Source organism: Streptomyces sp. NPDC008092 (assembly GCF_042957285.1).
Classification (GTDB): Bacteria; Actinomycetota; Actinomycetes; order Streptomycetales; family Streptomycetaceae; genus Streptomyces.
In genome coordinates, this window is record NZ_JBIBHY010000003.1 from 613,495 (window position 1) to 640,463 (window position 26,969).

General features: G+C 70.5%; 34 protein-coding genes and 1 pseudogene. 11 read left to right on the plus strand and 24 right to left on the minus strand.

The genetic code is table 11. The annotated features are described in order from the left end of the window. The first annotated feature begins 12 nt into the window (after nt 1–12). Complete coding sequence (locus tag ACFZB3_RS12055; RefSeq protein WP_391373483.1) at nt 13–1,170, plus strand: adenosine deaminase; 1,158 nt, start codon at nt 13–15, stop codon at nt 1,168–1,170. A gap of 151 nt (nt 1,171–1,321) precedes the next feature. Continuing rightward, a complete protein-coding gene (locus ACFZB3_RS12060; protein WP_391373486.1) occupies nt 1,322–1,672 on the plus strand; it encodes an ATP-binding protein in 351 nt (116 codons plus the stop codon). Nucleotides 1,673–1,755: 83 nt separating this feature from the next. Here ACFZB3_RS12060 and ACFZB3_RS12065 read toward each other — a convergent pair whose 3' ends face one another. The 5 genes from ACFZB3_RS12065 to afsQ1 form a co-directional block, all read right to left on the minus strand. Beyond that, the gene (locus ACFZB3_RS12065; protein ID WP_181805292.1) at nt 1,756–1,956 is read right to left on the minus strand and encodes a PspC domain-containing protein; all 201 of its coding nucleotides are present in this window, start codon (nt 1,954–1,956) and stop codon (nt 1,756–1,758) included. A gap of 95 nt (nt 1,957–2,051) precedes the next feature. Continuing rightward, on the minus strand, nt 2,052–2,603 hold the full coding sequence (locus tag ACFZB3_RS12070; RefSeq protein WP_391373489.1) for a VanZ family protein: 552 nt from the start codon (nt 2,601–2,603) through the stop codon (nt 2,052–2,054). 303 nt (nt 2,604–2,906) lie between these two features. After that, nucleotides 2,907–3,509, minus strand: a complete 603-nt coding sequence (locus ACFZB3_RS12075; protein WP_391373492.1) for a hypothetical protein — start codon at nt 3,507–3,509, stop codon at nt 2,907–2,909. Beyond that, nucleotides 3,509–5,110 carry an ATP-binding protein gene (locus ACFZB3_RS12080; RefSeq protein WP_391373495.1) on the minus strand — a complete coding sequence of 534 codons (1,602 nt, stop codon included), beginning with the start codon at nt 5,108–5,110 and terminating at the stop codon, nt 3,509–3,511. Before ACFZB3_RS12080 ends, ACFZB3_RS12075 begins: the two co-directional genes overlap by 1 nt. Further along, complete coding sequence (gene afsQ1, locus ACFZB3_RS12085) at nt 5,107–5,784, minus strand: two-component system response regulator AfsQ1 (RefSeq protein WP_177232965.1); 678 nt, start codon at nt 5,782–5,784, stop codon at nt 5,107–5,109. The genes ACFZB3_RS12080 and afsQ1 overlap by 4 nt, the downstream gene beginning before the upstream one ends. A 253-nt stretch (nt 5,785–6,037) precedes the next feature. Here afsQ1 and ACFZB3_RS12090 point away from each other — a divergent pair, with 253 nt between their 5' ends. Next, nucleotides 6,038–6,775 (plus strand): SigE family RNA polymerase sigma factor, encoded by a 738-nt coding sequence (locus ACFZB3_RS12090; RefSeq protein ID WP_391373498.1) that lies wholly within the window; start codon nt 6,038–6,040, stop codon nt 6,773–6,775. A gap of 212 nt (nt 6,776–6,987) precedes the next feature. Here ACFZB3_RS12090 and ACFZB3_RS12095 read toward each other — a convergent pair whose 3' ends face one another. Continuing rightward, nucleotides 6,988–7,629: a uridine kinase gene (locus ACFZB3_RS12095; protein WP_391373501.1), complete on the minus strand. Its 642-nt coding sequence runs from the start codon at nt 7,627–7,629 to the stop codon at nt 6,988–6,990. A gap of 127 nt (nt 7,630–7,756) precedes the next feature. Between ACFZB3_RS12095 and ACFZB3_RS12100 the strand changes: the two genes are divergently transcribed. Continuing rightward, nucleotides 7,757–8,152, plus strand: a complete 396-nt coding sequence (locus ACFZB3_RS12100) for a hypothetical protein (protein WP_391373504.1) — start codon at nt 7,757–7,759, stop codon at nt 8,150–8,152. An 82-nt stretch (nt 8,153–8,234) separates the two neighbouring features. On the opposite strand, the gene ACFZB3_RS12105 is transcribed toward ACFZB3_RS12100, so the two are convergent. Genes ACFZB3_RS12105 through deoC form a run of 3 tightly spaced genes read right to left on the minus strand, consistent with a single transcriptional unit; the run spans nt 8,235 to nt 11,522 of the window. After that, nucleotides 8,235–9,119 (minus strand): aldehyde dehydrogenase family protein, encoded by an 885-nt coding sequence (locus ACFZB3_RS12105; RefSeq protein WP_391373507.1) that lies wholly within the window; start codon nt 9,117–9,119, stop codon nt 8,235–8,237. Beyond that, nucleotides 9,112–10,548, minus strand: a complete 1,437-nt coding sequence (locus tag ACFZB3_RS12110; protein WP_391373509.1) for an aldehyde dehydrogenase family protein — start codon at nt 10,546–10,548, stop codon at nt 9,112–9,114. The genes ACFZB3_RS12105 and ACFZB3_RS12110 overlap by 8 nt, the downstream gene beginning before the upstream one ends. A 20-nt stretch (nt 10,549–10,568) precedes the next feature. After that, nucleotides 10,569–11,522: a deoxyribose-phosphate aldolase gene (gene deoC / locus ACFZB3_RS12115; RefSeq protein WP_391374055.1), complete on the minus strand. Its 954-nt coding sequence runs from the start codon at nt 11,520–11,522 to the stop codon at nt 10,569–10,571. A gap of 169 nt (nt 11,523–11,691) precedes the next feature. On the opposite strand from deoC, the gene ACFZB3_RS12120 reads away from it, so the two are divergent. Beyond that, nucleotides 11,692–12,363: a PH domain-containing protein gene (locus ACFZB3_RS12120; RefSeq protein WP_391373511.1), complete on the plus strand. Its 672-nt coding sequence runs from the start codon at nt 11,692–11,694 to the stop codon at nt 12,361–12,363. A 119-nt stretch (nt 12,364–12,482) separates the two neighbouring features. On the opposite strand, the gene ACFZB3_RS12125 is transcribed toward ACFZB3_RS12120, so the two are convergent. Beyond that, nucleotides 12,483–12,941, minus strand: coding sequence for a winged helix-turn-helix transcriptional regulator (locus tag ACFZB3_RS12125; protein ID WP_391373514.1), 459 nt, complete (start codon nt 12,939–12,941; stop codon nt 12,483–12,485). A 188-nt stretch (nt 12,942–13,129) separates the two neighbouring features. Between ACFZB3_RS12125 and ACFZB3_RS12130 the strand changes: the two genes are divergently transcribed. The 3 genes from ACFZB3_RS12130 to ACFZB3_RS12140 are packed head-to-tail and all read left to right on the plus strand — an operon-like array spanning nt 13,130 to nt 14,848. After that, the gene (locus ACFZB3_RS12130) at nt 13,130–13,837 is read left to right on the plus strand and encodes an AzlC family ABC transporter permease (RefSeq protein ID WP_391374058.1); all 708 of its coding nucleotides are present in this window, start codon (nt 13,130–13,132) and stop codon (nt 13,835–13,837) included. Continuing rightward, the gene (locus ACFZB3_RS12135; RefSeq protein ID WP_391373516.1) at nt 13,830–14,159 is read left to right on the plus strand and encodes an AzlD domain-containing protein; all 330 of its coding nucleotides are present in this window, start codon (nt 13,830–13,832) and stop codon (nt 14,157–14,159) included. Before ACFZB3_RS12130 ends, ACFZB3_RS12135 begins: the two co-directional genes overlap by 8 nt. Before the next feature lie 44 nt (nt 14,160–14,203). Continuing rightward, nucleotides 14,204–14,848 carry a TetR family transcriptional regulator gene (locus ACFZB3_RS12140; protein WP_391373519.1) on the plus strand — a complete coding sequence of 215 codons (645 nt, stop codon included), beginning with the start codon at nt 14,204–14,206 and terminating at the stop codon, nt 14,846–14,848. On the opposite strand, the gene ACFZB3_RS12145 is transcribed toward ACFZB3_RS12140, so the two are convergent. From ACFZB3_RS12145 to ACFZB3_RS12155, 3 genes are all read right to left on the minus strand, one after another. After that, entirely contained in the window at nt 14,845–15,609 is a 765-nt protein-coding gene (locus ACFZB3_RS12145; protein WP_391373522.1) for an SDR family oxidoreductase, read from the minus strand. The genes ACFZB3_RS12140 and ACFZB3_RS12145 overlap by 4 nt on opposite strands. Before the next feature lie 179 nt (nt 15,610–15,788). Beyond that, nucleotides 15,789–16,460: an SUMF1/EgtB/PvdO family nonheme iron enzyme gene (locus ACFZB3_RS12150; RefSeq protein WP_391373525.1), complete on the minus strand. Its 672-nt coding sequence runs from the start codon at nt 16,458–16,460 to the stop codon at nt 15,789–15,791. 456 nt (nt 16,461–16,916) lie between these two features. Further along, entirely contained in the window at nt 16,917–17,267 is a 351-nt protein-coding gene (locus ACFZB3_RS12155) for a nuclear transport factor 2 family protein (RefSeq protein WP_391373528.1), read from the minus strand. A 117-nt stretch (nt 17,268–17,384) separates the two neighbouring features. Between ACFZB3_RS12155 and ACFZB3_RS12160 the strand changes: the two genes are divergently transcribed. Then, entirely contained in the window at nt 17,385–18,164 is a 780-nt protein-coding gene (locus ACFZB3_RS12160) for a helix-turn-helix domain-containing protein (protein WP_391373531.1), read from the plus strand. Between the two features lie 224 nt (nt 18,165–18,388). Here ACFZB3_RS12160 and ACFZB3_RS12165 read toward each other — a convergent pair whose 3' ends face one another. Both ACFZB3_RS12165 and ACFZB3_RS12170 read right to left on the minus strand, forming a co-directional pair. After that, a complete protein-coding gene (locus ACFZB3_RS12165) occupies nt 18,389–18,748 on the minus strand; it encodes a hypothetical protein (RefSeq protein ID WP_391373533.1) in 360 nt (119 codons plus the stop codon). Next, the gene (locus tag ACFZB3_RS12170) at nt 18,745–19,224 is read right to left on the minus strand and encodes a hypothetical protein (RefSeq protein ID WP_391373535.1); all 480 of its coding nucleotides are present in this window, start codon (nt 19,222–19,224) and stop codon (nt 18,745–18,747) included. The genes ACFZB3_RS12165 and ACFZB3_RS12170 overlap by 4 nt, the downstream gene beginning before the upstream one ends. 111 nt (nt 19,225–19,335) lie before the next feature. Between ACFZB3_RS12170 and ACFZB3_RS12175 the strand changes: the two genes are divergently transcribed. Continuing rightward, a complete protein-coding gene (locus tag ACFZB3_RS12175) occupies nt 19,336–19,977 on the plus strand; it encodes a nucleotidyltransferase domain-containing protein (RefSeq protein WP_391373538.1) in 642 nt (213 codons plus the stop codon). 110 nt (nt 19,978–20,087) lie between these two features. Here the strand turns inward: ACFZB3_RS12175 and ACFZB3_RS12180 are convergent, their stop codons facing one another. The 8 genes and pseudogenes from ACFZB3_RS12180 to ACFZB3_RS12215 form a co-directional block, all read right to left on the minus strand. Then, the gene (locus ACFZB3_RS12180; RefSeq protein WP_391373541.1) at nt 20,088–20,567 is read right to left on the minus strand and encodes a hypothetical protein; all 480 of its coding nucleotides are present in this window, start codon (nt 20,565–20,567) and stop codon (nt 20,088–20,090) included. 69 nt (nt 20,568–20,636) lie between these two features. Beyond that, nucleotides 20,637–20,861, minus strand: coding sequence for a DUF397 domain-containing protein (locus tag ACFZB3_RS12185; protein ID WP_391373544.1), 225 nt, complete (start codon nt 20,859–20,861; stop codon nt 20,637–20,639). 656 nt (nt 20,862–21,517) lie between these two features. Further along, nucleotides 21,518–22,057, minus strand: coding sequence for a Scr1 family TA system antitoxin-like transcriptional regulator (locus ACFZB3_RS12190; RefSeq protein ID WP_391374060.1), 540 nt, complete (start codon nt 22,055–22,057; stop codon nt 21,518–21,520). 105 nt (nt 22,058–22,162) lie between these two features. Then, nucleotides 22,163–22,360: pseudogene (locus tag ACFZB3_RS12195) on the minus strand (helix-turn-helix domain-containing protein); the annotation flags it as partial. A gap of 15 nt (nt 22,361–22,375) precedes the next feature. After that, nucleotides 22,376–22,834, minus strand: a complete 459-nt coding sequence (locus ACFZB3_RS12200; RefSeq protein WP_391373547.1) for a DUF6879 family protein — start codon at nt 22,832–22,834, stop codon at nt 22,376–22,378. Between the two features lie 43 nt (nt 22,835–22,877). Beyond that, nucleotides 22,878–23,105, minus strand: coding sequence for a hypothetical protein (locus ACFZB3_RS12205; RefSeq protein WP_391373550.1), 228 nt, complete (start codon nt 23,103–23,105; stop codon nt 22,878–22,880). Nucleotides 23,106–23,278: 173 nt separating this feature from the next. After that, the gene (locus ACFZB3_RS12210) at nt 23,279–23,467 is read right to left on the minus strand and encodes a DUF397 domain-containing protein (protein WP_391373553.1); all 189 of its coding nucleotides are present in this window, start codon (nt 23,465–23,467) and stop codon (nt 23,279–23,281) included. A gap of 10 nt (nt 23,468–23,477) precedes the next feature. Beyond that, nucleotides 23,478–24,329, minus strand: a complete 852-nt coding sequence (locus tag ACFZB3_RS12215) for a Scr1 family TA system antitoxin-like transcriptional regulator (RefSeq protein WP_391373556.1) — start codon at nt 24,327–24,329, stop codon at nt 23,478–23,480. Between the two features lie 314 nt (nt 24,330–24,643). On the opposite strand from ACFZB3_RS12215, the gene ACFZB3_RS12220 reads away from it, so the two are divergent. Further along, nucleotides 24,644–25,018 (plus strand): ATP-binding protein, encoded by a 375-nt coding sequence (locus ACFZB3_RS12220; RefSeq protein ID WP_391374063.1) that lies wholly within the window; start codon nt 24,644–24,646, stop codon nt 25,016–25,018. A gap of 29 nt (nt 25,019–25,047) precedes the next feature. Here ACFZB3_RS12220 and ACFZB3_RS12225 read toward each other — a convergent pair whose 3' ends face one another. After that, complete coding sequence (locus ACFZB3_RS12225) at nt 25,048–26,079, minus strand: serine hydrolase (protein ID WP_391373559.1); 1,032 nt, start codon at nt 26,077–26,079, stop codon at nt 25,048–25,050. Between the last annotated feature and the right edge of the window lie 890 nt (nt 26,080–26,969).

Here is a 26,969-nt window from a genome sequence, read left to right on the forward strand (position 1 = left end):
TACAGTGCGGAAATGACGAGCCAGAGCACCGCGAACACCCCGACGCCGGACCAGATCCGCCGGGCGCCGAAGGTTCTGCTGCACGACCACCTCGACGGCGGCCTGCGTCCGGGCACCGTCGCCGACCTCGCCCGGGAGACCGGGTACTCCGGCCTCCCCGAGACCGACCCGGACAAGCTCGGCATCTGGTTCCGCGAGGCCGCCGACTCCGGTTCGCTGGAGCGGTACCTGGAGACGTTCTCGCACACCGTCGGCGTCATGCAGACCCGGGACGCCCTCGTCCGGGTCGCCCGCGAGTGCGCCGAGGACCTCGCCGAGGACGGCGTCGTCTACGCCGAGGTGCGGTACGCCCCCGAACAGCACCTGGAACAGGGGCTCACCCTCGAAGACGTCGTCGAGGCCGTCAACGAGGGCTTCCGGCAGGGCGAGGCCCTCGCCCGCGAGAACGGCCGGCGGATCCGGGTCGGCGCCCTGCTCACCGCCATGCGGCACGCGGCCCGCTCCCTGGAGATCGCCGAACTCGCCAACCGCTACCGGGACCTGGGGGTGGTGGGCTTCGACATCGCGGGGGCGGAGGCCGGCTACCCGCCCACCCGGCACCTCGACGCCTTCGAGTACCTCAAGCGCGAGAACAACCACTTCACCATCCACGCCGGCGAGGCCTTCGGGTTGCCGTCCATCTGGCAGGCGCTGCAGTGGTGCGGCGCCGACCGGCTCGGGCACGGGGTGCGGATCATCGACGACATCCAGGTCCACGAGGACGGCACCGTCAAGCTCGGCCGGCTCGCGTCGTACGTCCGCGACAAGCGGATCCCGCTGGAGCTGTGCCCCAGCTCCAACCTCCAGACCGGCGCCGCCGACTCCTACACCGGGCACCCGATCGGGCTGCTGCGCCGACTGCACTTCCGGGCCACCGTGAACACCGACAACCGGCTGATGTCCGGGACCAGCATGAGCCGGGAATTCGAGCATCTCGTCGAGGCGTTCGGTTACACGCTCGACGACATGCAGTGGTTCTCCGTCAATGCGATGAAATCAGCGTTCATTCCTTTCGATGAACGCCTTGCCATGATCAATGACGTGGTCAAGCCCGGTTATGCAGAGCTGAAATCCGAATGGCTGTTCCGGCAGACCGCCTCCACCAGCGGTTCTGTGGATGCTGAGGGCTGATCGGACCTCCCGGCGGGGTACGGAATGCGGACGGGCCTTCACCGGCCGTCCGCATTTCGGTGTTTGCGGCGGGTGGCCCGGCATGTTTACGGTCGTGGACCGCTCAGCGTGTTATTGATCCCCGTCTCCGCATTCCAAGGACGCATTGACGATGAAGCAGTCTGCTGCCAAGACCCTCGGTGTCGCCGCCCTCGGTGCCGCCTTCGCCGCTGCCGGCGCGGGCGCGGCCAACGCGGCTCCGGCCGTCCCGGACTCCCAGGCCCTGGACACCGTCACCAAGACGCTGCCGGCCGAGAACGTCGCCAAGGCGCTGCCGGGCGCCGGTCAGGCCGTGACGCAGGGGCAGAGCGCCCTCGGTGCCGGACTGAACGCCGTCCAGCCGGCCGTCAAGCAGGCGCTCGCCGGCGGCCCGACCAAGCCCGTCGCCGGTCTCCTCGGCGGCCTGCCGGTCCAGGGCCTGCCCACGCACGGCCTGCCGGTGAACGGGATTCCGCTCGGCTGACCTCTCCCCGGCCGAACGGCAACGCCGTTGGGGCGCCCCGGAAACCCTCCGGAGCGCCCCAACGGCGTTGTCGTACCGCCTGGTCACCAGGCGGTGGAGGCCTTCTCCTCCGAGGGGAGGAGGATCCACAGCGCTATGTAGAGCAGGAACTGCGGGCCCGGCAGCAGGCAGGACAGCAGGAAGATCACCCGCATCGTGGTCGCGGAGGTGCCGAAGCGCCGGGCCAGCGCGGCGCACACTCCGCCGATCATGCGGCCGTGGGTGGGGCGGGCGAGGCTGGACATCTGCGGCTCCTTCGTGAGCGTCCGGTGCGAGGCGGCCCGTGCGGCCCCTCGTCTGCCCTCAACGCTACGGAGACGAACCGGGTCGAAGCGTCGCTCTACGGGGCGATCCCGACCCTGGGAATCGTCGGGGTACGACCCTGAGCGGCTTCCTCCTGGGGGAGGGCCGTGGGCCGCTGCCGCTCACCCCGCCGGCGGAGCCGGGCGCGGGCCGCCGGTACCACCGCCAGATGCGCGATCACCACGCCGGCCGTGTTGAGCAGGATCGAGTCCACGTCCACCACGCGGCCCGGGACCCCGGTCTGCAGCAGGGCTATGCCCGTCGAGATCAGCGCGCCCGCGGCGGCCGAACTGATCAGGGAGGCGAGCGGGGAGACCCGGAGCTTCCCGTGCGTCATCGGCAGCAGCACGCCCAGCGGCGCGAGCAGCGCGAGCCCCTCACCGATGCGGTGCGCCGCCTCGCGCGAGCCGAGCGCGAGGTCGGCGCGGATACCGGCGAGGGGGTGCAGGTTGGCGGGCATCACCCAGGGCACGTCCAGCGGCCGCAGCATCAGCCAGGCGACGAACACGAGATGTGCGACGAGGAGGACACCCCCTGCCACACGGACGCGGATCGCGGCGCTGCCGCCGATGGAGCCTTGACGCTGCACGCCCCCGTAGACGCGCCCGCGCACACGATCGGTTCCGGATACAGCGGTGAGGCCTCGGACACACGCCCCCGAAGGGGCGCGGGGAACTGCGCGAGCAACCGTCCACAGCCCGCACCCGCCGTACGGCCTCAGGCGGAACCCCGGCTAGGCGTTCCATCGGAAGCGCCGCAACACGCCGTAGGTCGACCGCGCCGCCGTCGTGGCTGGTCGCGCAGTTCCCCGCGCCCCTGACGGGGCGCTGCCCCTCACGCCCCTGGCGGGGCGCTGCCCCTCACGCTCCTGACGGGGCGCTGGCGCTGCGCGTCAGCCTGGGGCGACCTCGGTGGACGGCGGGCGGTTTGCGCCCGGTGCGTTGCGCACCGCGTCCGTGCACTCGTACCGCCGCAACGGCTCCGTCCCCGGCCCGCCCAGGATCACCGACCCGTCCCCCTCCGCGGCCGCCGAGTCGGACAGCGTGCAGACGATCTGGGCGAGCGCGTACGACGTCAGCTGCGGCGGCGACGTGCTCAGCCGCAGCGTGTCGTCGGGGTCCCCGGCCCGCGGCCCCCAGACGCTCATCCCGCCCCGCACGTTCGTCGTGTAGCCCGCCTCCTTCTCGGCGGCCGACGGCGTCTCGGCGAGCTGGTCGAGCAGCCCCTGGGCGACGGTCACCCGCCGCTTGGCGTCCGCCGAGCCGTCGGGGACGCGCACCTCCCGGTCGACGGTCACCAGCGAGGAGCCGCACAGCAGGAACACCTGCACCGGCACCCCGCGCTCGCTCTGCGCGGGCAGGTCCGGCTGGGTCATCGAGCACGGCACCCGCGAGGGCGCCCCGCCGAAGTCGGTCGGCACCTCGGTGGCCCGGATCCCGCAGCCGGAGAGCGCCAGCGCCAGCCCGGCGACGGCCAGGAGTCTTCGTACGTGCATCAGGCGCCCTTCTCCCCGGCACCGCCGGTGCCCCCGGCATCCCCGGTGTCCCCGGTGTCCCCGGTGTCCTTGCTCTCCTCCGTCAGCCGGGAGGCGTCCCGGGGCAGCCGGAGCGTGAACACCGCGCCGCCCTCGGGGGAGTTCGCGGCGGTGATCGAGCCGCCGTGGATGCGGGCGTTCTCCGTCGCGATGGACAGGCCCAGGCCGCTGCCCTCGGAGCGCGGCCGGGAGGCGCTGGCCTTGTAGAACCGGTCGAAGACGTGCGGCAGGACGTCCTCCGGGATGCCCGGACCGTGGTCCCGCACGGCGACGACCAGTTCGTCTCCGTCTATCCGCACCGACACCCGCACCGGCGACCCGCCGTGCTTGAGCGCGTTGCCGATCAGGTTGGCGAGGATGACGTCGAGGCGGCGCGGGTCGAGACGGGCGTGGACGCCGCGCTCGGCGTCCAGGTCCACCGCGTCCAGCCAGGCGCGGGCGTCGATGCAGGCGGTGATCTGGTCGGCGATGTCGACGTCGTCGAGGACGAGACGGGCCGTACCGGCGTCGAAGCGGGTGACCTCCATCAGGTTCTCGACGAGGTCGTTGAGGCGGCGCGTCTCGCTGACGACCAGCCGGACGGCGGGCTCGATCATCGGGTCCATCGAGCCCGACTCGGCCTCCAGCTCCTCCTCCAGGATCTCCGTCACGGCGGTGATCGCGGTGAGCGGGGTACGCAGCTCGTGGCTCATGTCCGCGACGAACCGCCGCGACGCGTCGTCCCGCGCGGCCATGTCGTCGACCCGCTTCTCCAGCGCCTCGGCCGCGTCGTTGAACGTCCGGGAGAGATCCGCGAGTTCGTCCGTCCCGGACACCCGCAGCCGGGTGTCCAGCTTGCCCTCGCCGAGCCGCCGGGCGGCGACCCCGAGCCGGTGCACGGGCTTGAGCACGGTCGTGGCCGCGGCCTGCGCCAGCAGCGCCGAACCGATGAGGGCGAGCCCCGTGGCGATCCCCAGCGACCACGCCAGCGAGTTGAGGTCCTTCGCCTCCGGCTCCAGCGACTTCATCATGTAACCGGTCGGCCCGCCGCCGATCAGCCGGGTCCCGGCGACGAGATACGGCGTGCCGTGGTCGACGACCCGCTGCCAGTACAGGTGGTACGTCGACTTGTTGGAGTCGGTCACCTTCTGCTGCTTGTCAACGGCCTTGCGCAGCGAGGTCGGCACGTCGTCGAGCGCGAACGCGCTGAGCCCGTCCGAACTGCCGTACACCGTCTTGCCGTTGCCGTCCTGGCCGACCAGCAGCACACTGAACCGCTGGCTGCTGCTGGCCATCTGCCCGGCCGTGCGCTGCAGTTCGTCCTGCGTCGGGTGCACGGGCAGCGCCCCGGCGCGGTTCTGCATCTCCTGCTGGAAGTCGCGCAGCACCGCGTCCTGGGTACGGGTGAGCACGGCCTCGCGGTTGAGCCAGTACGCGATGCCGGACGCGGACACGGCGGCGGTCAGCGCGACGAGCCCGAAGACCACGACGAGCCGCAGCCGCAGACTGGTGAAGCGCAGCCTGGACATGGCTCCCCTGCGATCCGCGGCCCAGCCGCGGAAACCCCCCTGCACGTCCGTCACTGAGGGGCGTCCAGGCGGTAGCCGACACCACGCACGGTACGGATCAGGGTCGGCGACGAGGGCACGTCCTCCACCTTGGCGCGCAGCCGCTGCACACACGCGTCCACCAGCCGGGAGTCACCGAGGTAGTCGTGCTCCCAGACCAGCCGCAGCAACTGCTGCCGGGACAGCGCCTGCCCCGGCCGCCGGCTCAGCTCAAGCAGGAGCCGCAGTTCGGTCGGCGTCAGCTGGAGGTCCTCGCCGTTCTTCGTCACGGTCATCGCGCTGCGGTCGATGACGACGTTGCCGAAGGTCGCCGAGTCGGTGGACTCCCGCTCCCCGCGGCGCAGCACGGCCCGGATCCGGGCGTCGAGCACCCGGCCCTGGACGGGCTTGACGACATAGTCGTCCGCACCGGACTCCAGGCCCACGACCACGTCGATGTCGTCGCTGCGCGCGGTCAGCAGAATGATCGGCAGCTGGTCCGTGCGCCGGATCCGCCGGCACACCTCGAAACCGTCGATGCCGGGCAGCATGACATCGAGGACGATCAGATCGGGCCGCTGCTCACGCAACAGCTTCAGACCGTCCTCACCGGTCGCAGCGGTGGCCACCCGGTGTCCCTGGCGCGTCAGAGAAAGCTCCAGGGCCGTACGGATGGCGTCGTCGTCCTCGATCAGCAACAGGGAAGGCACGGGCTCATTCTGGCCCATGCAGGGCCCGTCGTACGACCTGTGCGGCGCTCAGCACCTCGCAAACCTCTGTAGCGCCACAACCTGTGCACCCTCTGTGGACGCTGTGTGCCGGACCCCTGTGACAGGTCTGTGACAGTCGGCGGATACGGCCGTGAAGGTGGCCCGGCAGTCTTTTCGGCACGGGCAGCGAGCGGAACACGGCGAGCGGCCCGGGCAGGCCGAACTACCGGAAGTCCACGACGGGGGGCGCGAGATGAACACGCTGATCAGCCACAGCACCAGCGCAGTGATCACGCGTCTGCACGACGTGAACCGGGGTTCCGAGAAGTCCGGTGCCGTGAGCGGGCGGGGGTGCGCTCGCGGCACCGGACGTCAGCACACCGGCTACATGACGGTGGTTGACAGCTTCACGGGGGAAGCACACGGGGGATCCGCCTACAGGGAGGACACGGGGGAGCGCCGCTCGCTGACCGAGGCGGAGTTCACCGCCTACGTCCAGGAGCGCCGCGCCTCCCTGTACGCGACCGCCTACCACCTGACCGGCGACCGCTACGAGGCCGAGGACCTGCTGCAGAGCGCGCTGTTCTCGACGTACAAGGCGTGGGACCGGATCAGCGACAAGGCGGCCGTCGGCGGCTACCTGCGCCGGACCATGACCAACCTGCACATCAGCGCCTGGCGGCGCCGCAAGCTCAACGAGTACCCGACCGAGGAACTGCCGGAGACGCCCGGCGACACGGACGCGATGAGCGGCACCGAGCTGCGCGCGGTCCTGTGGCAGGCGCTGTCCCGGCTCCCCGAACTCCAGCGCACCATGCTGGTCCTGCGCTACTACGAGGGCCGCACGGACCCGGAGATCGCGGAGATCCTCGACATCAGTGTCGGCACGGTGAAGTCCAGCATCTGGCGGTCGCTCCGCCGGCTGCGCGAGGACGAGGTCCTCAGCTTCGGCCGTGACGAGGAGGACGCCTTCGGGGAGCTCGTCGCCTGAAGGTATGGGGATCCGGGGGGATCCTGACGGGGGAAAGCGGGGGAGGGTCCGGGGGGACCCACGGGGGAAAGCGGATCCGGGGGGATCCGGGGGGACGGGGGAAGCTCCGCCACGGGGGACACGGGGGTGTTCGGCGGAGCAACGGGGGAAGCGGGACTGGAGGGCCGGGGGGTCCATCCAGTCCCGCTTTTTTTCTGCCCTCGCAACGACTGTTACGCCGGCGCCTGGGTCCGGTCCCGGCTCTGCCGGCCCACCGCGGCAGCCGCCATCCGGCTCAGCGCCTCGTCCCGGTCGCACGCGTACGCGCCCAGTGCCACCTGGCGGGCCACGATCGTGCGCTCCGCCCGCATCAGCCGCCAGCCGCGCCGCAGCAGGAACGGCACCGACTTGCGGCCCTCCCTGAGGTCGCGCAGGAACCGGCGCCGGAACGTCCGCACCGGGCCCCGGCTCAGGCAGAGCGCGTCGGCCAGCAGACCCAGTTCGCGGCAGCGCTCCACGATCTCGGCGGCGAAGACGCCCTCGGCGATGAACAGCGGGGTGCGGCCGATGTCCAGGGACTTGGCGGCGGTGCGGGCGCTCAGTGCTATGTCATATACCGGTACGGGCGCCGCCCCCGTCGCGCACAGCCGCCCGATCGCCTCGACCGCGACCTCCGCGTCCCAGGACTCCGGGTGGTCCCAGTCGATGTCCGAACTCCCCGCCACCAGCGGCAGGGTCGGGTCGTCGCCCTCCTTGTAGAAGTCGTCGAGGCGCAGGACGGGAAGCCCGGAACGGGCGGCGACCAGTGACTTGCCCGAGCCGGAGGGGCCGCACAGCAGCACGACGCGGGCGGGGGACGGGGGATGAATGCTCACGGAACACCAGTTTGACGTATGGGGGGCCTCCTGCCGACCCCGCGGGTCGCCTTTGGAGCGTGAGTCACACCTCAACTACCCTGTGTTCCGACACGATTACCCTGAGTACCAGAAGGTGGCAGCAGCGATGTCCCGACACGCGTCCTCCCCGACCCCGACCGCCCGGCGCGCCCTGACCGCCCTTGCCACGGCAGGCGTGGCGCTCGGCGCGGGCGCCGCGACGGCCGCCGCGGACACGCATCCCGCGGTCGACGTGGTGCGTACCCGCCCCACCTCGCTCGGTCACGTCGACCCGCAGGCGGGCGTGCGGGCGCTGGGCGCCATGCTGCCGTACGTCACGGGGTCGGTGGCGGCCCTGAAGCCGAACCCCCTCGCCGGCACGGGCGTCGACCCGCTGGACAACGGGGTGGGCACGCAGCTGGCCGACTTCAAGCCGCTGACGTCGAAGACGGTGACGGGGCCGGTGGCGCAGGCCCCGTCGGTCGGGGCGCTGCCGGTGGTGGGGCAGGTTCTGCGGGGCTGAGCGTGGCGGAGAACAGCGGGCCGGCGGTGGCTGGTCGCGCGGTTCCTCCCCCAGCGCCCCTTTCGGGGCGCTGGGGTGCACGTCAGTACGAAGAGCCGGACGCGCCCAGCGAACCCGTCGGGTGCCACACCGTCTTCGTCTCCAGGAACGCCGTGAGGCGCTCGGTTCCCGGGGTCTCGGTGTAATCCACAGCCTGTGGACGCAGCACGCGCTTGAGGTTGTCGGCCGCCGCGATCTCCAGCTCCTTGGCCAGCACCTCGTCGGCGCCCGCGAGGTCGATCGCGTTGACGTCCTGGTGCGCGGCCAGCGGCGCGGCGATCTCCGCCGTACGGCCGGAGAGCACGTTGACGACCCCGCCGGGGACGTCGGAGGTGGCGAGCACCTCGGCGAGGGAGAGGGCCGGGAGCGGCGCGTTCTCGCTCGCCACCACGACGGCCGTGTTGCCGGTGGCGATCACCGGGGCGACCACCGACACCAGGCCCAGGAACGACGACTCCTGGGGGGCGAGGACCGCCACCACGCCCGTCGGCTCCGGCGTCGAGAGGTTGAAGAACGGGCCGGCGACCGGGTTGCCGCCACCGGCCACCTGGGCGATCTTGTCGGTCCAGCCCGCGTACCAGACCCAGCGGTCGATCGTCGCGTCCACCACCGCGGCCGCCTTGGACTTGCCGAGGCCCTCCGCGTCGGCGACCTCGCGCGCGAACTGGTCCCGGCGCCCCTCCAGCATCTCCGCGACGCGGTAGAGGACCTGGCCCCGGTTGTAGGCGGTGGCGCCCGCCCAGCCGCCGAACGCCTTGCGGGCGGCGACGACCGCGTCCCGGGCGTCCTTGCGGCTGGACTGCGGCGCGTTGGCCAGCCAGTTGTTCTTCGAGTCCGTCACCTCGTACACCCGGCCGCTCTCGGAACGCGGGAACTTCCCGCCGACGTACAGCTTGTAGGTCTTGAAGACAGACAGGCGATCAGACATCGAGGTACGCCTCCAGGCCGTGGCGGCCGCCCTCGCGGCCGAAGCCCGACTCCTTGTACCCGCCGAACGGCGAGGTCGGGTCGAACTTGTTGAACGTGTTGGACCAGACGACGCCGGCGCGCAGCTTGCCCGCGACCGCCAGGATCCTCGACCCCTTCTCGGTCCAGATGCCGGCCGAGAGGCCGTACTGGGTGTTGTTGGCCTTGGCGACCGCCTCGTCGGGTGTCCGGAAGGTCAGGACCGACAGGACGGGACCGAAGATCTCGTCGCGGGCGATGGTGTGGGCCTGGGTGACGTTCGTGAAGAGCGTCGGGGCGAACCAGTAGCCGGAGGAGGGGAGTTCGCAGGCGGGGGACCAGCGTTCGGCGCCCTCCGCCTCGCCCTGGTCGGCGAGGGTGGTGATGCGGGCCAGCTGCTCGGCGGAGTTGATCGCGCCGATGTCCGTGTTCTTGTCCAGCGGGTCGCCGAGGCGGAGCGTGGACAGACGGCGCTTCAGGGAGCCGAGCAGCTCGTCGTGGATCGACTCCTGGACGAGGAGACGGCTGCCCGCGCAGCAGACCTGGCCCTGGTTGAAGAAGATCCCGGTGACGATGCCCTCGACGGCCTGGTCGATGGGAGCGTCGTCGAAGACGATGTTGGCGCCCTTGCCGCCCAGCTCCAGCGTGAGCTTCTTGCGGGTGCCCGCGACCGTGCGCGCGATCTCCTTGCCGACGGCGGTGGAGCCGGTGAAGGCGACCTTGTTGACGTCGGGGTGGGCGACGAGCGCGGCGCCCGCGTCGCCGTAGCCGGGGAGGATGTTGACGACGCCCTTGGGGAGGCCCGCCTGGCGGCAGATGTCCGCGAAGAAGAGCGCGGAGAGGGGGGTCGTCTCGGCGGGCTTGAGGACCACCGTGTTGCCGGTGGCGAGCGCCGGGGCGATCTTCCAGGCCAGCATCAGGAGCGGGAAGTTCCACGGGATGACCTGGCCGGCCACGCCCAGCGGCTGCGGGTTCGCGCCGTAGCCCGCGTGGTCGAGCTTGTCGGCCCAGCCCGCGTAGTAGAAGAAGTGCGCGGCGACCAGGGGGAGGTCGGCGTCGCGCGTCTCCTTGATCGGCTTGCCGTTGTCCAGCGTCTCCAGGACGGCCAGCTCGCGGCTGCGCTCCTGGATGATGCGGGCGATGCGGAAGAGGTACTTGGCGCGCTCGGAGCCCGGCAGCGCGGACCACTTCTCGAAGGCCTTGCGGGCGGCCTTCACGGCCCGCTCGACGTCCTCGGCACCGGCCCGGGCGACCTCGGACAGCACCTCCTCGGTGCTCGGGCTGACCGTCTTGAAGACCTTGCCGTCGGCGGCGTCGGTGAACTCGCCGTCGATGAACAGGCCGTAGGAGGGCGCGATGTCGACGACGGAGCGGGACTCGGGCGCCGGTGCGTACTCGAATGCGGTGGTCATCTTTTCCTTGGCCATGGTGATCAGTCCACCGTCACGTAGTCGGGGCCGGAGTAGCGGCCGGTGGCCAGCTTCTGACGCTGCATGAGCAGGTCGTTCAGGAGCGAGGAGGCGCCGAAGCGGAACCAGTGGTTGTCCAGCCAGTCCGCACCGGCGGTCTCGTTCACCAGGACGAGGAACTTGATCGCGTCCTTGCTGGTCCGGATGCCGCCGGCCGGCTTGACCCCGACCTGGACGCCGGTCTGCGCCCGGAAGTCGCGCACGGCCTCCAGCATGAGGAGGGTGTTCGCCGGGGTGGCGTTGACGGCGACCTTGCCCGTCGACGTCTTGATGAAGTCGGCGCCCGCGAGCATGCCCAGCCAGGACGCCCGCCGGATGTTGTCGTACGTCGACAGCTCGCCGGTCTCGAAGATGACCTTGAGACGGGCCGAGGCGCCGCAGGCGTCCTTCACGGCGACGATCTCGTCGTACACCTTGCGGTAGTTCCCCGCGAGGAACGCGCCGCGGTCGATGACCATGTCGATCTCGTCGGCGCCGGCGCTCACGGCGTCGCGCACGTCGGCCAGCTTCACGTCGAGCGCGGCCCGGCCGGCCGGGAAGGCGGTGGCGACGGAGGCGACCTTGACGGACGAGCCGGCGACGGCCTCCTTCGCGGTGGCCACCATGTCGGGATAGACGCAGACGGCCGCCGTGGCGGGGGTCGTACGGTCCGTCGGGTCCGGGTGGACCGCCTTGGCGCCGAGCGCCCGGACCTTGCCCGGGGTGTCCGCGCCTTCCAGCGTCGTCAGGTCGACCATCGAGATGGCGAGGTCGATGGCGTACGCCTTCGCGGTGGTCTTGATGGATCGGGTGCCGAGCGAGGCGGCACGCGCCTCCAGGCCGACCGCGTCGACGCCGGGCAGCCCGTGGAGGAAGCGGCGCAGCGTGCTGTCGGACGCGGTGACGTCAGCAAGTGCGTGGGGTGCGGTGGTGGGCATGGTCACCAGCCGAGCATATCTACGCGCGTAGCGGCTGTACACCCCGAGGGAACGGTTCTTCTTGGCGCCGGGGGAGTGGCGGCGCGAGCACCCTCGTGCGATCCGCGCCCGCGTACGGCGATGACGCCCCGGCGGCCCCCGGGCGCACGGCTGAGGCAGAATCGGCGCTATGACCTCGCCCCTCGTCAAGGACCGCATCTACCGATCGCCCCAGGCGCTGATCGGCGGCGTACTGCTCCTCGTCATCGTCGGCTGGCTCGGCATCGACGCGCTGTTCCGGGGGCACGGCCACACCCCCTGGCTGGCCCTCGCCGCGCTCATCCTCATCGTGCCGCTGGTCGTGGCCTTCACCCTGCGCCCCGCGGTGTTCGCGGGCGAGGACCGGCTGCGCGTACGGAACCCGTTCCGGGTGATCACGCTGCCGTGGGGGGAGATCGCCTCCCTGCGGTCCGGTTACTCGAACGAGGTGATCGTCAAGTCCGGTGCGAAGTACCAGCTGTGGGCGGTCCCGGTGTCCCTGCGCGGCCGCAAGAAGGCGGCGCGGCGGCAGGCGAAGTCGGCGGCGGACGCGCGGCGCGGGCGGACCGGGTCGGGGTCGGGGGCCGGGCTCGGCGGGTTCGGTGGTTTCGGCGGGTTCGGGGGGCAGGGCGGGGCCGAGCACGAGGCCGGGCCGATGCGGGCGGAGACCGACAAGGTCATGGACGACCTGCGGGAGATGATGGAGAGCAGGGGCGCGGCCGAGTCGGCGCAGGGCGAGGTCACGGTGCGGTGGGCGTACGAGGTGGCCGCGCCGGCGGTGGCCGGGGCGGTGCTGCTGGGGATTCTGCTGGCGGTGTGGTAGCGCCGTAGCGGGCGTGTCGCAGGTGGGTGCGGGGGCGGCCGGCCTGCCGGGTACGGCCTGGCGGGGGCGTTCGCGAGAGGATCGCGGTGCCCCCGGAGGGCCGTCGCGCGCCCCGGCCCTCAGTCCTCGGTCTTGATCTTCTTCATGGTCAGGTGGGACTCGACGCGCAGGATGCCGGGGAGGCCGGTGAGTTTGCCGGTGAGGAAGGTGTTGTACGCGGCGTCGTCGGCGACGGCGACGCGGAGGAAGTAGTCGGGTCGGCCGTACATCCGGCGGAACTCGACGACCTCGTCGTACGAGGAGAGCGTCTCCTCCAGGGTCTCGATGGTCTTCAGGTCGTTCGCGGAGACCTCGATGTCGATCATGACCTCCAGGCCCCGGCCGAGCGCCTCCGGGTTGATGACGGCGCGGTAGCCGGCGATGACCCCGGCGTCCTCCAGCCGCTTCAGCCGGCGCAGGCACGGCGGCGGGGTCAGGCCGACCCGCTTGGCCAGCTCGACGTTGCTCAGGCGCCCGTCCTGGCGGAGGTGGAACAAAATTTCCCGGTCGACGGCATCGAGCTTTATTTCATTGCTCACATGGCCATTCTAAGGGAATTATTGGAAACCATATGTGGCGACAATCCTCCTAAAATTTCAGCATGCGTACGGTTTCGGTCGCCGCGGGCGATCCTCCCCGCCCCGTCCCCGCCACCACCCCGTCCCCGCCCCCGGCGGACCCCGGTCCCCGGCCGGACGCCCTCGCCGCCCTGAAGGACTCCGCTTCGGTGGGGCTCGGTCTGCTCCCGCTGGGCCTCGCCTTCGGGGTGCTCATCACCCACGCCGGCCTGCCCTGGTGGTGCGCGAGCCTGTTCACCGCCGTCATCTACGCCGGCTCGTTCGAGTTCCTGCTGGTGAGCCTGGCCGTCGCGGTCACCCCGCTGGCGACGGTCGCGCTGACCGCCTTCCTGGTCAACGTCCGGCACGTGTTCTACGCGCTGTCCTTCCCGCTCGACCGGGTGCGGGGGCGGCTCGGCAAGGCGTACGGCACGTTCGCGCTGACCGACGAGGCGTACGCGCTGACCGCCGGTGAGCGGGCCCGGTCCTGGTCCGGCGCCCGCATCCTGTGGCTGCAGTTCTTCATGCAGTCGTACTGGGTCGGCGGCGCGACCGTCGGCGCCCTGCTCGGCTCGGTCGTGCCCGACGGCGTCGCCGGGCTGGACTTCGCGATGACCGCCCTGTTCGCCGTACTCGCCCTGGACGCCGTCCGGGAGCGCCGCGACGACCTGCCCACCCCGGTCCTGGCGCTGCTCAGCGCCTTGGTGGCACGGCTGGTGCTCCCCGGTCAGATGCTGCTGACCGCCTTCACCCTGTTCACCGCCGCGCTGCTGGTCCGGAGCCGCAAGGGCGGCGAGGGCGGCGAGGGCGGCGAGGGTGGCCAGGACCGAAGGGACCGCAAGGACCACGAGGACCGAAAGGAGCCCTCCCGTGCCTGACACCCGTTACCTGCTGCTGGCCGTCGCCGTCTCGGCCGCCGTCACCTGGGCGCTGCGCGCGCTGCCCTTCACCGTCCTGGCCTCGCTGCGGGCCAGCAGGACCGTGCGCTACCTCGGCGCCCGGATGCCGGCCGGCGTGATGGTGATCCTGTTCGTCTACTGCCTGCGCGACCTGCCGCTGACCCAGCCCCGCGTCACCGCGCCCCTGGCCGCGCTCGCGGTCACCGTCGGACTGCACCTGTGGCGCCGCAACGCCCTGCTGAGCATCATCGGCGGCACCGTCGTCAGCGTGGCCCTGGCCAGCACCCTCTTCGCCGGCTGACCCCCTACAGTGGACCGTACGGTCCAGTGTGCGGAGGTCGGGCGATGCGGGGCAGGGAGCTGACGGCCAAGGGCAGGGCGACCCGGCGCCGGATCGTCGAGGGGGCCGCGCAGGTGCTGCGGGAACAGGGGGTCGGCTCCGTGACCCTGGAGGACGTCATGGCGCGGACCGGCACCAGCAAGAGCCAGCTCTTCCACTACTTCCCGGACGGCAAGGACGAACTGCTGCTCGCCGTCGCGCGGTTCGAGGCGGAGCAGGTGCTGGAGGACCAGCAGCCGTATCTGGGCCGCCTCGACTCCTGGGAGGACTGGCGGCGGTGGCGGGACGCGGTGGTCGCCCGCTACGAGGAACAGGGCGACACCTGTCCGCTCGGGTCGCTGTTCCTCCAGGTCGGGCGGTCGACGCCGGGCGCGCGGGCGATCGTGGTCGAGCTGATGCGGCAGTGGCAGGAGAGCCTGGCGACGGGCATCCGGGCGGTGCGCGCGCACAGCGGCTCCGACGCGGACGTGGACGTCGACGCGCGGGCCGCCGCTCTGCTCGCCGCGATCCAGGGCGGCGTCTCCATCCTCCTGTCGACGGGGCGGTCCGCCCACCTGCGGGCCGCCCTCGACCAGGGGATCGCGGACCTGCGACGCGACCTGGAGCCCGCCGGGTCGGCCGCGCCGCGGTGGCCCGGGGCAGTCGGCTAGGCCGCGACGACCGCCGCGGTCGTACGGCCGCCGTCCACGTCGAGCACGATCCCGTGCACGAACGACGACTCGTCGGCGGCCAGGTACACCGCGGCGCTCGCGATCTCCTCCGGCGTGCCCATCCGGCCCGCCGGCGTCCCCTTCATCATGGCCGCGGCGATGCCCGCGTCCTCGGCGTCCGCCGCCAGCACCACACCCGGCGAGATCGCGTTCACCCGCACCCCCTGCGGCCCGAACTCCGCCGCCCAGGCCCGGGTCAGCGTCTCCATCGCCCCCTTGGTGGAGCTGTACAGCGCGCCGACCGGGATGCCCAGCCGCGCGATCCAGGACCCCAGGTTGACGACCGCCCCGCCACCGGCCGCCGCCATGGCCGGCGCGACGGCCGCGGTCAGGAAGAACGGGGCCTTCACGTTGACCGCGTAGACCTGGTCGAAGGTCTTCTCGTCGGTGGCGGGGGTCGCGTCGCCGGGGTAGATGCCCGCGTTGTTGACGAGCACGTCGATACGACCGCCCAGCACCCGCGTAGCCTCCTCGGCGAGCGCCCGCGACGCGGCGGCGCTGCCGTCCAGGTCGGCCTCTACGAAGTCGGCGCGACCGCCCCGGGCCCGGATCCCCTCGACCACCTCCGCCCCACGCACGCCACTCCGCCCCGAGACGACGACATGCGCCCCCTCGACGGCGAACGCCTCCGCGATCGCCCGCCCGATGTTGCTGGTCGCACCGGTCACCAGCGCGGTCCTGCCTGCCAGCCGCATGGTCATGATCAACCCTCCGTGTCACTCGCTTCCCCGTCGGACGCGGCCCACTGTGCGCCCGGAAAAATGGACCAGCAAGTCCAGAAAGCTGTGCGGAGTGCGGAGGAGGGCAGTCTGCGCCAGTCCCGGTGCTGCCGATCGGAGACCTCGGCGCCGAGGACGGACGGAAGGACGCGAACCGGTCGTCACCCGACGGAGCGCGCGACGCGGAATCCGACGTCGTCGACCTGGAAGGCCGGGTGGCTGCGGCGCCGCGCGGAGGCCCGGCAGCTCCAGTGCTCGTCGAACCAGCCGCCGCCACGGAGCACCCGGTAGGTGCCGTAGACCTCGGCGTCGTAGACGTCCCAGCACCAGTCCCAGACGTTGCCGAGCATGTCGTGGAGCCCCCACGCGTTGGGGTGTCTTGCGCCCACGTCGTGGATGCGTTCGTCCGAGTTGCCGCGATACCAGGCGATGTCGTCGAGTTCCCCGTACCGCGGCCCCGTCGTACCGGCACGGCAGGCGTGCTCCCACTCGGCTTCGGTCGGCAGCCGGTACCCGTCGGCGGACGCGTCCCACTCGGCACCTTCGCCGTCGGCAGGGAAGCGGTACGCGGGTGCGAAGCCGTCGCGCTCGGACAGGGCGTTGCAGAACCGCACCGCGTCCCACCAGGAGACGGACTCGACGGGCAGCCGGTCCCCCTGGGCGGTGCTCGGCCGCCGGCCGGTGACCTGTGCGTACAGCGCCTGGGTGACCGGGCAGGCCGAGAGCCGGTAGGGCGCGAGCTCGACCGGCCAACTGCGTTGCGTCCGCCGGTCCGACAGCGTCACCTGTCCCGCCGGGATGGCGACCATCTCGTTCCCCGTCATCACGTCCATGACCGGGAGATCCTAGGGCCTGTGCGAGGTTCGGATCATGCCGCTGATCCGACCGCCAGGATCCGACCGCCGGATCCGACCGCCGGGATCCGACCGCCGGATCCGGCGGGTCCACCAGGCCGCCTACGGTGTCCGTGGGGCGCGCAAGCCCCCCGAGCCCGTCCCTGGTGGACCCCACAGCAGCCGGCGGTCGCGCAGGGGCTCTTCTCTGCAGACCGCCCGATCACGGCCTCCACCGGCTCCGGACCCCTGCCCGGCCGGGGCGTCCCGACGGGGGAACGGCTGCGGAGTCCCGCCGATGGTGGCGGGACGGCCGGCGGGGACCCCTCGACCGGTGCGGTCACCGAGGACGAGCGCTCGGTGCGGAGCGGCGGGGCCGGCGGGTGGTCCGGCGACCTGTTTCCGGGCCGGTCTCGACGTCCTTCGGTCAGGCGATCACGTACGCGCGAGACGCCGTCATGCCGGGACCTTGTCCAGGAAGCCGTGCACGTCCTGGATCCGGCCCGACTCGTCCAGTACCAGGACGTCGAATCCGATCACCAGCGGCTCGGCTCCCTCCGGGCCCAGGCCCCAGCGGAAACGCACCTGGCGATGGTGGGCGTCGGCCTCACCGACCTGGGTGAACACGAACCCGGGAAACTGCGCCTGGACGCCGTCGACGACGGCGGTGATCCCGTCGTGGCCGGAGACCTCGGCCAGCGGATCGGTGTAGGTCGCCGCGGGCGACCAGTGCTGGGTGAGCAACGCCGCCCGCTCGTCGCCGGTCGCGTTCCAGGTGGCCAGGTACTGCTGAACGACAGCCTTCATGATTGTCTTCTCCCGTTCGTCTCGGTCGGCTGACGGCATCCTGGCCCGGGCCCGGCGGGCAGATCCATGACCTCACAGGTCATGGCCACCCGGATGTGGCCCCCTAGGCTCACGGGTATGAGCGTTGCAGTGGAAGTCCCGCCGGTCGGTGCGCTGTTGCGGACCTGGCGTGAACGGCGCCGGTTCAGCCAGCAGGAGTTGTCCAACCGGTCCCGGGTCTCCACCCGGCACCTCAGCCGGGTGGAGACCGGCAAGGCGCACCCGACGCCGGAGATGCTCATGCGTCTCTCCGACAACCTGGATGTGCCGCTGCGGGATCGCAACCGGCTCCTGTTGGCCGCCGGCTACGCGCCCCGCTACCGGGACCACCCGTGGGACGACGCGTCGATCGCGGTGGTGATGGACGGCCTGCGCCGACTCCTCGACGCCCATCTCCCTTACCCCGCACTGCTGTTGGACGATCACTGGGACATCGTCGACGCCAACGCCGCCGTTGGCCGGCTGCTGGCCGGCTGCGCGCCGGAGCTGCTGGAGCCGCCGGTCAACGTGGTCCGGGTCTGCCTCCATCCGGACGGGCTGGCCCGCCGGATCGGCAATCTCCCGGAGTGGGGCGGCCATCTGCTGCGGCAGGTGAGCCACCGTGCCGAGCGCACCCATGACCAGCGCCACCACGAGCTTGCCGCGGAGATCGCCGGATACCTCGGCAGACCCGATGCCTCCACCCCCCGCACGGGGCCGGTGATCACCCTCGAAATCGACGTCGACGGCAGACCGCTCCGGTTCTTCAGCACCTCCGCCACCCTCAGCACCGCCACCGACGCCGCCTTGGAAGGGCTGCACCTGGAGACGTTCCTGCCGGCCGACGACGAGACCCGACGCCAGCTCGATCAGCGCTAGACCTTGCCGGAGGCGTCCGTCCGCGGGCCCGGCTCACGGCATCGGTCCGCGTTCGGGTCCGCGTCCGCGATTCACGAGAATGGGGAGCGCGAATCCGGCCGGGCGTTTCGGGCCGCACGGCAGCAGGTGACTCGGAGGGCCGATTCCCCGCCGGGGGCGAGCCGGTGGCGACACGACTGGCAGGCCAGGAGAGACGCCTTGTCGCGCCGCCGTCCGGCCGGATGTCAGCGCCGGTCGGTGGCGCGCGGGTGCCCTGTGCCTGCGAAGGTGATCCAGCAGGTCTCCCGGCCGATGTCGAGGAGGTACCAGATGCGGCCGCCACCGGTCACCTCGATCTGCCACTGCTCACAGGTCTGCCCGCGATGGGTGCCGTGCGCCAGACCGCCCTTGAGGCGGTGGTGCCGAGATGTCTCGATGGCCGGTCTGGGGGCGGTGCGCAAGGTGACCCAGGCGCGGTAGGTGTTCTCGCGGGCTTGCTGGGTGAGACCCGCCCAGCCCTTGGCCGAGGCGGCGTCGGCGAAGCGGACTTCCCATTGGCCGTCCGGCGCCGGTGGTGCGGCGCGGTCGCCGCGGCCCGCGGTCATGCGCTGTCCCGGGGGTCCGGTACCGGGCCGTAGTCCTCACCGTGATCCCTGGTCAGTGCGGCCAGCAGCTCGGGGTCGGAGTAGACCTCGGCGGTGTGCTGCCAGGCGGTGAGCAACTGGGCGACAGAGGCACTGTTGCCGACCGAGTCGGCGGCGCGCATGGTGTCGACCAGTTCGACGGCGAAGGCGTGGACATCGGGCTCGGGCAGGAAGCGGACCCAGGGGAAGGCGTCCGGCAGTATGTCGAGGAGCAGTTCCATGCTGCCGGGTTCCCGGCGCGCCATCGCGGCCAGCATCCGGGTGGCGGCCGACACCACGGTCTGGTCCTGCTCGGCCCGTGCCGCCGTGGTGAGAACCAGGTCCTCGCCGTCTCTGCGGTGCAGGAGCAGTCTCGGCGACTCCTTCAGCCGGGCAAGCGTCTGCTTGTTCTTGTTCACCAGCTCGGAGAAGTTCACGGCTGCGCTCTCGGCACTCATGAATTTGAAACTACTTCGAAACTCGCCACGGTGCCATCGCGCGTACGGGTGATCGCGCCTCCGCCGATCCGGCATGAAGGATCCCGTGACGGGCGGCGGTACGTTGTGCCGATGTCCGAGTCCCTGCCGCCCGGCGGTGCCGTTCTCGACGCCGACGAACTGACCGCCCGCTGGGCGGACCCGTGGCGGCCGGAACAGGTCGCGGTCCGCTTGGGCGGGGTCGGCGTGCCCTGGTGTGTTGCGGGCGGGTGGGCTCTGGACCTCTTCCGTGGCGGGCAGTCGCGGCCGCACGGTGACCTGGAGATCGCCGTTCCTGCGGCCGGGTTCGCGGAGGTGCGGGACCGCTTCCCCGAGTACGTGTTTGACGCGGTGGGCTCGGGACGCATCTGGGCGGCGGCGGGGGACGAGGTGCTCGCGGCGACGCACCAGACATGGGTACGGGATCCGGTGAGCGGACGGTTCCTCTTCGACGTCTTCCGCGAGCCGCACGAGGGCGGGACCTGGATCTGCCGGCGGGACGAGGGCCTGCGGCTGCCGTACGACGCGGTCGTCGAACGCACGGCGGACGGAATTCCCTACCTGGTCCCGGAGTTGGTGCTGCTGTTCACGGCGAAGGAGCCACGGCCCAAGGACCACGCCGACTTCGGCGGGGTTCTGCCGCTGCTGGGGCAGGCACGGCGCGAAGCGCTCAGCGGCTGGCTGACGCGCATGCATCCCGGACATCCCTGGCTGGCGGGGCTGGCCATCCAGTGAGTCCTCAGCGCACCGAGCACTCCAATGCCTCCCGGTGATCGGAAACCCACCGGTGGGCCGCCTGTACCTGCCTCACCGCTCCCGCGTCACGGAGCCGGGCCATGGCGACGTCACCCGCATCGGCCCGGGCGAGGACAAGGCAGCGTGGGCATCGAACGGTTCGGGGTGCATGTCACCACGGCGAGATGCAGGTAGGAGGGGCGTTCGAGGTAGAAGCCGTACGACACGTCGGCGCCCGAGTGCAGTTGTTCGGCAGCGGCGTTGACCTGTGGGGCCAGGCGGGTGGTGTCCCGGTCCTGCTCGGATGCGAAGCGGGGCGCGTACTCGGCGAGCCGCTCGCCGAGCCATGACGCGGCATCCTTCGCTTCCTCCCACGTGCCACGGACCAAGGAGTGCGGCTTGATCAGCCAGTACGCGGTTTCCACTGGCGGCAGATCGGACGAGGGGAACTCTGCGGCTACCTCGCGGTAGCGCTGGATCAGTTCCGGTCGGCTTCCGCCCGGGGGCGGCTCGGGGTGTGGGGGTCGTCGTAGCGCTAACTGGTCGAAGCGTGCTTTCGGGCCGGTCCACAGATAGCCGTGGTGGTGCACGGGTCGTTCCCGTTCCGAGAGGTGTCGGCCGGGCATGGACCGGCCCGGCCGACGAAAGAGGGCGGGGGATCAGACGTTGAGGCCGAAGCGCGCCGGGTCGATCCCGGCCGCGTCCAGTTCCTCCGTGGTGAAGCGGAGCGGCTGCGCGTCCGGCCGTTTGCTGTCACCGAGGGCCCAGGCTTCGTCGCCGATCCGAGCCAGGGTCACGCACCCCTCGGTGCACGGGCCGCCGCACGCCTTCACGAACGTGGCCCTGCTGATGTCGAGCGCGTACAGATCACTTCCGTCCAGCATCACTGCACCTTCCTCCTGCTCAACTGATCACGGCCATGACTGACCGCCGCCGCCCAGTGCCGGGCGGGAGTTCAGGGATTCTCAGCGCCGGGTGGGCCGCTACTGGGTGCGTACGACCATGGCGAACGAGGTCCGGATACGCCGGAAACCGGCATGACCCGACCGGCCCGTATGGCTCATGCACGCCATGTCGACGGGCGCCGGGTCATCGGCGGGCGGGGCCTTCCAGCAGCAGTGCAGACACTCGGCCTCGAACGTCACATCGGTGTCAGGGTGTTCCGTGATCCGGTGCATCACGTACCGCATCGCCGTCCTGATACTCACCGTCCACCCCTACGGGTCCGTGTGTTGACCTCGGCGACTCTGTTGCTCAGCCCCGCTGGCGGGTAGTTCGGTGGAGGCTCGTAGTCAGGGCACTTCGGGCTCCCGCACTCGCACGGGGGCCAGCACAACGCCGGGCTGGGCGCCAGGTCAGCTCCTTCGGGGCCAGGGATACTTTTCTGGACTACGACAACGCCGTCCACGCAGAATTCGGTGTCCTGCGCCTTGTTCTCGCCCATCACACCGCGCCTTCCTGGCCGTTCCCGGGTCGATGCGTCGACCGTAGGAAGTGACGAGTGCAGGGCTCCACAAACTTGCATGAGCTTGCGCGGCGATCACCTGATGGCGTCGATGGCGGCGGTGATGAGCGACCTGGCTTGTGCGCCGTACACGGCGATGGCGGACAATTCGGTGAATGCTCTCGCGTACTCCGCGATCTCACCGGGTTGTGTCACGGTCAGGTGGGCGGCGACGAGTTCCACGTTGACCTGGGTGTCGTCGTACATGGTGAAGGATTCGACGGGCCATCCGGCACCGCGTGGTGTGCCCATGGGGATGACACCCAGGCTGACGGATGGGAGCGATGCGACGGAGATCAGATGGCCGAGCGCTCCGGCCATGGTGTCGTTGCAACCGATGACCGTGCGCAGTACCCATTCCTCGACCAGCATGGCGAACCGGTGGTCGCCGGAGTGCAGTACGCGCTGTCGGTCCATGCGGACGGCCACGGCGTCGTCGATGTCGTCGGGCACGTCCCTGAGGTCGGCCACGGTGCCCAGTACCGCGCGGGTGTAGGCGGCGGACTGCAGCAGGCCGGGGAGCACCCAGGACTGGTAGACGCGGAAGCGGCGGGTGCGGTCGAAGAGCGGTGCCACAGACTGTTGGACCCGTCGCAGCCCTGCCCGCTCCATGCGCCGCCATTGCACGTACGCTCCCTCTATCCCACGTGCCGTGGCGATGAGGTCGGCAGTCTGGTCCTGAGCGTGGCAGAGCGTCGTGTACGCCCGAATGTCCGCGTCGGACGGAAGCGTGTGTCCGTTTTCAAGTCGCGAGCACTTCGATTCGTGCCAGGCGGCATGCCTGGCCAGCTCGCGCGCCGTCAGGCCGGCGTCCTTGCGGAGCTCGCGAAGACGCCGACCGAGGGCCTGTCGTGCCTGCTGAACGCTGGATGAAGTCACGCGGGGGATTGTGGGTCAGGCGAGCGTGTAGTCCGCATGCGGTGTCGCAAGTGCCCAGACAGCTTCGAAGGCATGCGCGCACAGTTTGACGACGGCCGGGTCGTCGTTGAATTCCTCGTCGTCCGGGGCCAGTTCGCCGTCGCCTGCGAAGTGATGGAAGACGACCGAGCTGTCGTCGAAGAGCCAGAAGTCGTTTCCGGGCAGAGGCAGAGCGGATGCGCGGCGGCGCGGCAGCCAGCGCACCTGTTCGCCGGCCGCCGCGGTGGGGCCGGTCAGATGGTGTTCGAACCGGATGTAGTCCGAGACGGGCTCCGACACGATCCGGGCTCTGCGTACTTCGACCCCTTGGGCTACGAGGTCGGCAATGAGCCGCAGCCACGGGCGACGTTCCGGGTCGCTTTCGGCGGGGTCGTTCCGGATGCCGTTCTGCCAGGCGGTGAACCGAGGGTCGGAGCGCATGTACTCGTCGCGCATCTCCAGATGAACCGCCGTGCGGGTGCAGCCCCGCAGGCGGTCCTCAAGAGTCGGTACCGTCACCGTGCTTCACCTCCGGGAAGAACTGCACCATGCGCTTCGGGATTTCGATCACGTCCTCATGCCCGGGAAGGTCCAGCTGCGAACGCCGGGCCTCATCGACCACCTTCCACCCCTGCACCAGATAGGTGCCCTTCTCGTCATCGAGGTAGATGGTGGGCGACTTCCCTTCCGGGCTCTCGGGATCCTGGCCGAGTTTGATCAGAGCCACTGCTGCCTCCCTCGTCGTCGGGTATCCGTGCTCGATCTTGCGCTCAACGCCGGACACGGACCAGGAGCTTGCGAGAACTTGCGCACGCCTCCTTCCGCGAGCGGGCGTTTGGAGTGTTTACGCCAGGGGTTTGGTTTTGTGGCCTGGTCGTGGCACAGACACTCCAAACACAGTCATCTGTGGCGGGGATGGCGCGTTGTGTACCACACGAAGTCCGCCCAGGCGGTGGGCCGGAGGGTGAGGTGGGGGCCGGAGGGGTGTTTGGAGTCGCGTATGCGGATGGCGGTCGGGGTGGGGGCAATCTCGACGCAGGCGGAGCCTTCTTCGCTGTACGTCGACTTCTGCCAGATCGGTTCGGCCATGTTTCGTCTCTCAGATGTCTTGGGCGATGCGGTGGATGAGGTCGAGTGAGGGGACGGGTTTCAGGGCTACGGCCTCCATGCGGTCCAGGACAAGGCGGTACTTCTCCAATTGTCCTGCGGCATCGACAAGTTCGGTGCCGTGTGCGGTGTCCACCTCGACGGTGTCGAGGGCGGGCAGCGGGCCGTGGAAGTAGTCGACGGCGTGGCCGGTCGTGGGGAACGAGGTACCGTTGAAAGGGATCACCCGGAGGCCGACGGCGGGGTGCTCGCTGATCTCGGCGAGGTGCTGCAGTTGCGCCCTGGCCACCTCGCGACCGCCGAACTGCATGCGCAGGGCGGCCTCGTGAACGATCGCCGTGTACGACGGCGGCTGCTCGCGATGGAGGACGGCCTGGCGCTTGATCCGGTGGGAGATCCGGTACTCGATCTCGTGGGGGCGCAGTGCGGGAACCGCTTCACGGAAAAGCGCGCGGGCGTGTTCCGGTGTCTGGAGCAGACCAGGGATGTTGATGACCTGCGTCACGCGCAGCCTCGTGGCGTGGTGTTCCAGTTCCGCCAGGTCGAGGAGACGAGGCGGCAGGGTGTCGCGGTACTCCTCCCACCAGCCTCGGGTCCGGTCGGCAGCCATGGCGGCGAGGGAGTCGATCAAGGGCTGGTCCGTGCAGCCGTAGATGTGGGCGAGCGTGTGTACGCGTTCCGCGCTGATGCCGAAGCGGTTCGCTTCGATGTTGCTGATCTGCGCTTGCGTCGTCCCCAGGGATCTGGCGGTCTCGGCGGCGGTCAGGCCTGCACGTTCGCGTAGCCGACGCAGTTCTGCGCCGATACGGAGGCGCCGTGCCGTGGGGGCGGGCCTCGGTGGCATGTCCTCACTCCGTTTCATACACCTGGCGTAGTGGTCACCCACACGAAGGAGATTACTGAAGGTTTTGCTGGAAGGAGCAAAACCTTCAGGCGCTGAAGTCTACGGTTGACCCAGGCCACTCGACTCCCGCCCCCTAAGCCGGAAGCGCACCGCGCCGCCCTGTCCGTGCGCGGCACTGCCACCGCCCGTTCGGTTGTCGAGTGAACCAGGTCCTCCCACCGTAGGAGCCGTTCATGGTCACCGTAGCCCCGCACGACACCTGGGCGTACGCCCTCCGCCTGCCTCATGACCCCCGCGCCGCGCGTGTCGCACGTATGACCGTACGGTCCGTGTTGGACAGCCATGGCAGAGGTGAAGTCCTTGATGCTGTGCAGTTGTTGACCTCCGAACTGGTCACCAACGCCTACCTGCACAGCGGTGGGCCCGTATCCCTGCGCCTCACCGCCCTTGCCGACGGGCGGCTGCGGGTCGGGGTCTGGGACAGTCATCCGCATGTCCCCGCCCCCTTCGGTGAACCGCCCTGGAATCGGGTGCCGCCTGCGCCGGCGGATGCCGAGAGCGGGCGTGGGCTGTGCCTCGTGACGGAGTACGCCGACAGATGGGGTGGCTGGCCCCTCGGGGACGGCCTCCTGGAGCGCGGCGCCGGGAAACTGCTCTGGTTCGAGGTGGGCGGGAAGGCAAGCCCGTGACGGAGGCGGCTCCCACGGAAACACGCTGGTCAGTCGAAGATGGCGCAGTTGACCGCGTCCATCAGGGCCGCGCCGGTCTGGTGCGCCTGTTTGGTGAGAGTGGACGTGGCAAAGAAGAAGGCGGCCGTGCGATGGCCGGTGGAGTCGGTGACGTTGTAGGTCGCATAGCCCGGGACGATGCCGACGTGGTCCCAGACCGTGCCGCAGTCGGTCTTCGCCGTCTCGATGCCCAACCCGTAGCCGAGCTCGTCCGGGTCCCCCGGCCCGTCCTCCGGCACGGTGGTGCGCATCTCGGCCAGTTGGGCGGCGGGCAGCAGGCGGCCCGACATCAGCGCGCCGTAGAAACGGGACCAGTCACCGGCGGTGGACACGATCGCGGCATCCGCTCCGACGGCCGTGACGTAGTCGCCGGTGACGTCCACGTGGTCGTCGTGCTGCGGTCCGGCGTAGTTCCTGAACTCGTCGGGGACGTCCGGTGGCATGTGGGCGGCGTCAGGTTCGTAGCCGTGCGCGTGCCGGTCGTGCCAGGCCGAGCCGGTGGCGTAGAAGGTGTGCCGGAGCCCCAGGGGTTCGGCGATCCGGTCCCGCACCAGCGCCGCAAGGCTCTTACCGGTGGCCTTCTCCAGGACGGCGCCGATCGCGATGTAGTTGGTGTTGCTGTACGACCACTCGGTGCCCGGCTCGAACAGTGCCGGGTGTCTGCTCACCAGGCTCAGGATTTCCGTCGACGTCCATACGTGGGAGTCCCGGCCAGTGAGGGCCGGTGCGAGGGCGGGGTCGTCGGTGTAGTCGAACAGCCCACTCGTGTGGTTGAGCAGCATGCGCAGGGTGATCGCTCTGCCGTTGCGCACCTGGCCGGGCAGCCACTTGTCGACCGGGTCGGTGAGGGCGAGTCTGTGCTCAGCGACCAGTTGCAGGACGAGGGTGGCCATCACCGTCTTGGTGTTGGACGCTTCCCGTACCTCGTCGTCCGCCCTGAGTCGATGGTCCTTCTTCGTCCAGGCGGCCTGCTCGGAGATCTCGATGGGCCTGCCGTGACCGTCGTCCACCCGCACGATCACCCCAGGCACTCCTTCTTCCACCAACTTCCGCGCCAACACCCGCAGGTGGGCGCGTGTCTCCGCAGTGCCGTCCTGCTGGACCGTCGAGAGCGTCCGAGGGCCGACGGCCGCACTCTCGCGGACAGCCGCATTCTTGCGGACCGTGTTCGCACTCGACGGGGTCGCAGCGAGGGGTACGACGAGGGCCGCGGACACCGCAACTGTTGCTACTGCGCGAAACCCCGTCAGTTGCGGGCGCCGTCGAACGCGCACATTTGCACGCATCTCATGCTCCTTCGAGAATCCGGGAGGCCGTCGGGCACGATCGGGGGACGGGGAGGAGAACACCTGACTCCGCCGGGCGAGTTGTCGCCCGGCCCCGGGCGGAGCCAGCTCCGGCGGGCCGTGCGTAGCCCTGGGAAATCCTTCGGAGGGTAGCCGAAGCCGGGGTGAAAAAGATGAATATCGGTTACTGGATCACGTTTTCCTGGGTGGAGTCCGCGAAACGAGCGGTTTCAGTGAGTTGTTGAGCTCGACTTCGATGTCCCGTGACGACCGGCCGGCTTCGCCTACGGACCACGAACCCCATCGAGTCAGCGTTCTCCACGGCCCAGCTCCGCACCGAGGTCACGCGAGGCGCGGGCGGCCCGGCTGCGATCTCCCGTGTCTGTGGCAGCGGTTGTGAGAGACAGTGAACGGTTCTGACTTGGGCCATTGGGCGGATGGCCACCCTGAAGTCCTGGCGCCTGCTGCGCAAGCCCCGCTGCGGCACCATCCGCATCACCGACCTGGTCAAGGCCGTCCTCGCCCTGCATCCGGCGACGTCAAACCGAGCTTGGAAAGGGCTCAGTGTGTCTCGTGTGCGGCGTGGAGGATCAGGGATCGCGTAAGTCCTCTCGCCTCGCCAGGAA